General features: G+C 60.8%; 5 protein-coding genes. 1 reads left to right on the top strand and 4 read right to left on the bottom strand.

Going from position 1 to position 6090, the window contains the following annotated elements; all coding sequences use genetic code 11:
* Together PFH44_RS24105 and fdnG are read right to left on the bottom strand one after the other, a co-directional pair.
* Nucleotides 1-442: 4Fe-4S dicluster domain-containing protein (locus tag PFH44_RS24105; protein WP_283826394.1), on the bottom strand; the 442-nt coding region annotated here is incomplete at its 3' end.
* A gap of 11 nt (nt 443-453) precedes the next feature.
* Nucleotides 454-3501, bottom strand: coding sequence for a formate dehydrogenase-N subunit alpha (fdnG, locus tag PFH44_RS24100; protein WP_283826393.1), 3048 nt, complete (start codon nt 3499-3501; stop codon nt 454-456).
* Between the two features lie 225 nt (nt 3502-3726).
* On the opposite strand from fdnG, the gene yddG reads away from it, so the two are divergent.
* The gene (gene yddG / locus PFH44_RS24095; RefSeq protein ID WP_045855487.1) at nt 3727-4605 is read left to right on the top strand and encodes an aromatic amino acid DMT transporter YddG; all 879 of its coding nucleotides are present in this window, start codon (nt 3727-3729) and stop codon (nt 4603-4605) included.
* On the opposite strand, the gene benD is transcribed toward yddG, so the two are convergent.
* Together benD and PFH44_RS24085 are read right to left on the bottom strand one after the other, a co-directional pair.
* A complete protein-coding gene (gene benD, locus PFH44_RS24090) occupies nt 4602-5375 on the bottom strand; it encodes a benzoate diol dehydrogenase BenD (RefSeq protein WP_283826392.1) in 774 nt (257 codons plus the stop codon). The genes yddG and benD overlap by 4 nt on opposite strands.
* Nucleotides 5376-5384: 9 nt before the next feature.
* Nucleotides 5385-6090: FAD-binding oxidoreductase (locus PFH44_RS24085; RefSeq protein WP_283826391.1), on the bottom strand; the 706-nt coding region annotated here is incomplete at its 5' end.

Below are 6090 nucleotides of genomic sequence, written 5' to 3'. Positions count from 1 at the left end.
GGACGTTAAACGGACCCCCGGCGATGCAGTGGCCCCAGCCAATGCAGTTTTCCTGCCGGAAGTCGACGATGCCGTTCGCGTACTGAATAATCGCGCCGGCGGAGGGGCAGGCCTTCAGGCAGCCCGGATCTTCGCAGTGCATGCAGCCGTCTTTACGGATCAGCCACTCCAGCCTGCCGTTCTGTTCGGTTTCGCTAAAGCGCATCACCGTCCAGGATTTGGCGCTGAGATCCGCCGGGTTATCGTAAACCCCGACGCAGTGCCCCACCTCATCGCGGATATCGTTCCACTCGGAGCAGGCCACCTGGCAGGCCTTACAGCCCACGCAGGATGACACATCGATAAGCTTGGCGACTTCCGCCTTAAAGTCCCGCGCGCGGGGCGCGGGAGTGATAGGGTTGGTCGCGGAGCGTTTAATAATATCCTGTGTTTCCATCGCCATTGAATCGCCCCTTACGCTTTCTCGATGTTGACCAGAAACGCCTTATACTCCGGCGTTTGCGAGTTGGAATCGCCGACGTTCGGCGTCAGGGTATTGGCGATGTAGCCTTTACGGGCCACCCCTTCAAAGCCCCAGTGCAGCGGGATCCCGACGGTTTCCACCTGCTGGCCGTTGACGTTGAGCGTCTGCAGGCGACGGGTCACTACCGCCACCGCGCGAATAAAGCCGCGCATGCTGCTGACCGTCACGCGATCGCCGTTGGCAATCCCCCTGGCTTTCGCCAGCCCCTCGCTGATTTCAACGAACTGCTCCGGCTGCGCGATGGCGTTAAGCAGCGCGTGCTTTGTCCAGGTGTGGAAGTGCTCGGTCAGGCGATAGGTCGTACCGACGTACGGGAACCTCTCTTTCTTACCTAAGCGCACGGCATCCTCTTCGTACAGACGCACCACCGGACTGGAGATAACGTTCGGATGCAGCGGGTTGGTCCCCAGCGGCGTCTCCATTGGCTCGTAGTGCTCAGGGAACGGACCTTCCGCCAGCTTATCCAGCGCAAACAGCCGGCCGAGGCCCTCCTGCTGCATGATAAACGGACCGGTTTTGCTCCCCGGCGGCGCGGTGTTGAAGTCCGGAATATCGTTCCCGACCCACTTCGCGCCGTTCCACTGGATCAGCATCCGCTTCGCATCCCACGGCCTGCCGTTGATATCCGCCGACGCGCGGTTATAGAGCACCCGGCGGTTTAGCGGCCACGCCCAGGCCCAGCCCAGGGTGTTGCCAAGGCCCGACGGATCGGCGTTGTCGCGGTTGGCCATCTGGTTGCCCTGCTCGGTCCAGCTGCCGGTATAAATCCAGCACGAGGATGAGGTTGAGCCGTCGTCGCGCAGCAGCGCGAAGCTGTTCAGCAGCTGGCCTTTTTTCGCCAGCAGCGCGCCGCTGGCGTCGTAGAGATCCGCCAGCGCGTAGCCGTTGTTCTCCTTCGCCACCTCTTCCGATTCCGGACGATCCGGCTGCTTGTAGTCCCAGCCCATTTTCAGCAGCGGCTCGACGCCTTTGCCACCCTCGGCGCGGTACATTTCGCGCAGACGGTGGTAGATCCCGGCAAGGATTTCGCCGTCGTTGCGCGCTTCGCCAGGCGCATCCTGGCCCTTCCAGTGCCACTGCAGCCAGCGTCCGGAGTTGGCGATAGAGCCATCTTCTTCGGCAAAGCAGGTGGACGGCAGGCGAAAGACTTCCGTCTGGATCGCCGCCGGGTCAACGTCGTTGGACTCGCCGTGGTTTTGCCAGAAGACGGAGGTTTCGGTCACCAGCGGATCGATAACCACCATGTACTTCAGCTTGCTGAGGCTGCGCACCACCTTGTTTTTGTCCGGGAAGGACGCCACAGGGTTAAAGCCCTGGCAGATGTAGCCGTTGACTTTGCCGCCATCCATCATGTTGAAGTACTTGATAACGTCGTAGGCCTGATCCCATTTCGGTAACCAGTTAAAGCCCCAGTCGTTCTCTTTTTGCGCCGCGTCGCCGTAGAAGGATTTCATCAGGCTGACGAAGAACTTAGGATAGTTGCTCCAGTAGTTCACCTGCTCGTCCAGCGTGGCTTTAGGCGTGTTGGCCTGCAGATAGCTGCGCAGGTCCGTCTGTTTTTCCGACGGCAGCGTCAGATAGCCGGTCAGGCTGGTCGACAGCAGCCCGAGGTCGGTCAGCCCCTGGATATTGGAGTGGCCGCGCAGCGCGTTGACCCCGCCGCCCGCCATCCCCATATTGCCGAGCAGCAGCTGGATCATCGCCATGGTACGGATGTTCTGCGCCCCGACGGTGTGCTGCGTCCAGCCCAGCGCATAGAGGAAGGTGGTGGTGCGGTCCGCCGCGCTGGTGGAGGCCAGCACTTCGCACACCTTGAGGAAGTCCGCTTTTGGCGTCCCGCAGATGTTCTCCACCACGTCCGGCGTATAGCGGGAGACGTGCTGTTTCAGCAGGTTCCAGACGCAGCTCGGATGGGTCAGGGTTTCATCGCGTTTGGCAAAGCCGTTCTCATCAAACTGGTAGTTCCAGGAGGACTTATCGTACTGGCGTTTTTCAGCGTCGTAGCCGCTGAACAGGCCGTCATCGAAGGCAAAATCATCGCGCACCAGCAGGTTAGCGTTGGTGTAGTGCCTGACGTATTCGGCGTTAATTTTGTTATTGTCAATCAGGTACAGCAGTACCCCCGACAGGAAGGTAATGTCGGTGCCGGAGCGGATCGGCGCATAGATATCGGCCACCGATGCCGTACGCGTAAAGCGCGGATCGACGACGATAAGCGTCGCATCGTTGTTGTTCTTCGCTTCTAACGCCCAGCGGAATCCCACCGGATGGGCTTCAGCGGCGTTGCCGCCCATCACCATCACCACGTTAGCGTTTTTGATATCAACCCAGTGGTTGGTCATCGCACCGCGACCAAATGTTGGAGCAAGACTTGCTACCGTTGGTCCGTGTCAGACGCGCGCCTGGTTGTCTACCGCCAGCATGCCGAGCGAGCGCACAAACTTCTGCGTCAGCATACCGGTTTCATTACTCGCCGCGGATGCGCACAGCATCCCGGTGGAAAGCCAGCGGTTAACCGTTACGCCCTGTTCGTTGTTCTCAATAAAGTTGGCGTCACGGTCGGCTTTCATTAGTTTGGCAATGCGATCGAAGGCCTCATCCCAGGAAATACGCTGCCACCTGTCGGAGCCCGGCGCGCGGTATTGCGGGTAGCGCAGGCGGTTTTCGCTGTGCACGTAGTCCAGCAGGCCCGCCCCTTTCGGGCACAGCGCGCCGCGGCTCACCGGGTGATCCGGGTCGCCTTCGATGTGATAAATAGCTTCTTTTGCGTTCTTCGCGCCGTCGCCGAGGCTATACATTAATAGCCCGCAGCCCACGGAGCAGTATGTGCAGGTGTTGCGGATCTCTTTGGCGCGCAATAGCTTGTAGTTACGCGCCTGAGCCAGCGCCATTTTGGGTGCAAAACCCAGGGCAGCAGCTGTTGTTCCGGCCATACCGCCTGCGCAGATTTTGAAAAACTTTCTGCGGCTGACGTCCATTGATTTTCTCCATGCAGGAATTTTGTTCATCGCGGGGAGGAAACTAACAGCAATGTCCCTGTTTTTATTGCGTCAAATCAATGTCGAAAACGCTCGCCCCCTTAATAGTCAGGCCTGGCGAATTTGATTACTCCCTTGGTATTAATAGCTGAAGAAAATATCGGCCCGGCGGAATAGAAAAATGTTATAAATCGAAGCTGAATGTGGATTGGCATCAGGTTTAAAATGGAAAAGAAAAAGGCAACGTTAACCGGACTGGTGGCTATTGTGCTGTGGAGCACCATGGTCGGTTTGATTCGCGGTGTGAGCGAAGGGCTAGGTCCGGTAGGCGGCGCGGCAATGATCTACAGCCTCAGCGGTATATTGCTGGTGTTTACCGTTGGCTTCCCGCAGCTGCGGCAGATCCCGCGCCCCTATTTACTGGCCGGCAGCCTGCTGTTTGTCAGCTATGAAATCTGCCTCGCGCTCTCTCTGGGCTTTGCCGGCACCCGCCAGCAGGCGATCGAAGTGGGTATGGTCAACTATCTGTGGCCCAGCCTGACGATTTTATTCGCCATTCTCTTTAATCAGCAGAAAAGCACCTGGCTGGTTATTCCCGGCCTATTTATTGCGCTGTTTGGCGTCGTTTGGGTATTAGGCGGCGAGCATGGCCTGAATATTGATGAAATTATCAGCAACGTCGTCTCCAGCCCCCTGAGCTATATTCTGGCATTTGTCGGCGCCTTTATCTGGGCGGCCTATTGCACGGTGACCGCCAAATATGCGAAAGGCAAAAACGGTATCACCCTGTTCGTATTATTAACGGCGCTGACCCTGTGGCTGAAATTTCTGTTCAGCGAGCAGCCGCCGATGATCTTTAGCTGGCCGGTGGTTATCAAGCTGGTGATGGTCGCGGTGGCCCTGGGGCTGGCCTACGCGGCGTGGAACGTGGGGATCCTTCACGGCAACGTCAGCCTGCTGGCGGCGGCATCGTACTTTACGCCGGTGCTCTCATCGGCGCTGGCGGCGGTACTGCTGAGCGCGTCCCTGTCGTGGTCGTTCTGGCAGGGAGCCGGCATGGTGTGCGCCGGCTCCCTGCTCTGCTGGTACGCGACCCGACGCTAGCCGAGATCGCCCCCGGCCACCGGCAGCGTAACGCCGGTGATATAGCTTGCCTCATCGCTGGCGAGAAACAGGATCGCGTTTGCCTGTTCCGCCAGCGTCCCGTAGCGATGCATCAGGCTGCTCTGCACCGTTTGATCGACCACCTGCTGATACCATCCCTGCTCCTGCGCCGTCGGCGTCTCGCTATTGCGCGGCGTCAGGCGCGCCGGGGCCTCGGTGCCGCCGGGCGCCACCGCGTTGATGCGAATGCCGCTGTCGCTGTACTCCATGGCAATCGATCGGGTCAGCGCGTTGACCCCGCCCTTGGCCGCCGAATAGGGCACCCGGTTGACTCCCGCGGTCGCCACGGACGAGACGTTAACGATAGCGCCCTTGCCCTGGCGTAGCATCCACGGCAGCGCCGCCCGGCAGCCCCACAGCGTGGGAAACAGCGACCGGCGGATCTCCTGTTCAATCTGCTGCGGCTGATATTCGGCGAAGGGCCGCGCCCAGATGGTGCCGCCAATATTGTTGATCAGCACGTCGAGGCGGCCGAAGTGGGCCACGCCTTCGGCAAAAACCTGCTCGGTGCTCGCCCACTGCTCAAGGTCGGCCTCCAACGCCAGCACGTCGCAGCCGGACTCCGCCAGCGCCGCCGCCAGCTCGTGTACGTAGCGGGAGCGGTCGATCAGCAGCAGCCGCGCGCCCTCGAGCGCCGCCTGCTCGGCCGTCTGCCGACCGATCCCCTGGGCCGCGCCGGTGATCGCCAATACCTTATCCTGAAATCGCATGCTCTCTCCTTATGCCGCCGCGCTCTGGCTGGCGATAAACTTTTCATACCAAAAACCGGCCGGCTCAACGCCGCGGTCGCGAAGCGCGGAGGAGACCGCGTTAACCATCGGCGGCGGACCGCAGAGGTAGATATCAACATCCCCGGCGTTAAGCATGGACTCATCGAGATGGTCGGTGACAAACCCACGCTGCGGACAGCCGCTTTGCGGGTCGGCCACCACCGGCAGCCAGCGGTAGGCGGAGAGCTGGCCAACGAAGGCGTCCAGGGCCTCGGTTTTGACCAGATCGCTATCGCGGGTGACGCCGTACACCAGGGTCACCGGGCGGGTGCTGCCCTGCTGTACGAGGGTGTGCAGCATCGACAGCAGCGGCGCCAGGCCGGTTCCGCCGGCGAGCATCAGCAGCGGACGCTCGCCGCCGCGCAGATAAAAGCTGCCCATCGGCCCGCTGAGGATCAGCCGCTCGCCGGGCCGCGCACGCTGCGTCAGCCACTGGCTCATGATGCCGCCGGGCACGTTGCGGATCAGGAAACGGCCCTCGCGCGCCCCGGAAAGGGAGCTAAAGGAGTAGGCCCGCACGTGGGGGGTACCCGGCACCTGAATATTGATGTACTGCCCCGGCAGAAACGCCAGCGCTTCGTCAAGCGCGACCACCAGCTCAAGGGCGCTCTCCGACAGGGCGTTCACCGCCACCACCCCCCCGCCGACGCTGGCC

It is taken from the genome of Klebsiella sp. Ech2A (assembly GCF_030078455.1).
Classification (GTDB): domain Bacteria; phylum Pseudomonadota; class Gammaproteobacteria; order Enterobacterales; family Enterobacteriaceae; genus Klebsiella; species Klebsiella terrigena.
This window is presented reverse-complemented; position numbering and strand designations above follow the sequence as displayed.

What these genes read in the sequence shown, in the direction of transcription:
- yddG (WP_045855487.1), top strand. Translation starts at nt 3,727, where the DNA reads ATGGAAAAGAAAAAGGCAACGTTAACCGGACTGGTGGCTATTGTGCTG.
- benD (WP_283826392.1), bottom strand. Translation starts at nt 5,375, where the DNA reads ATGCGATTTCAGGATAAGGTATTGGCGATCACCGGCGCGGCCCAGGGG.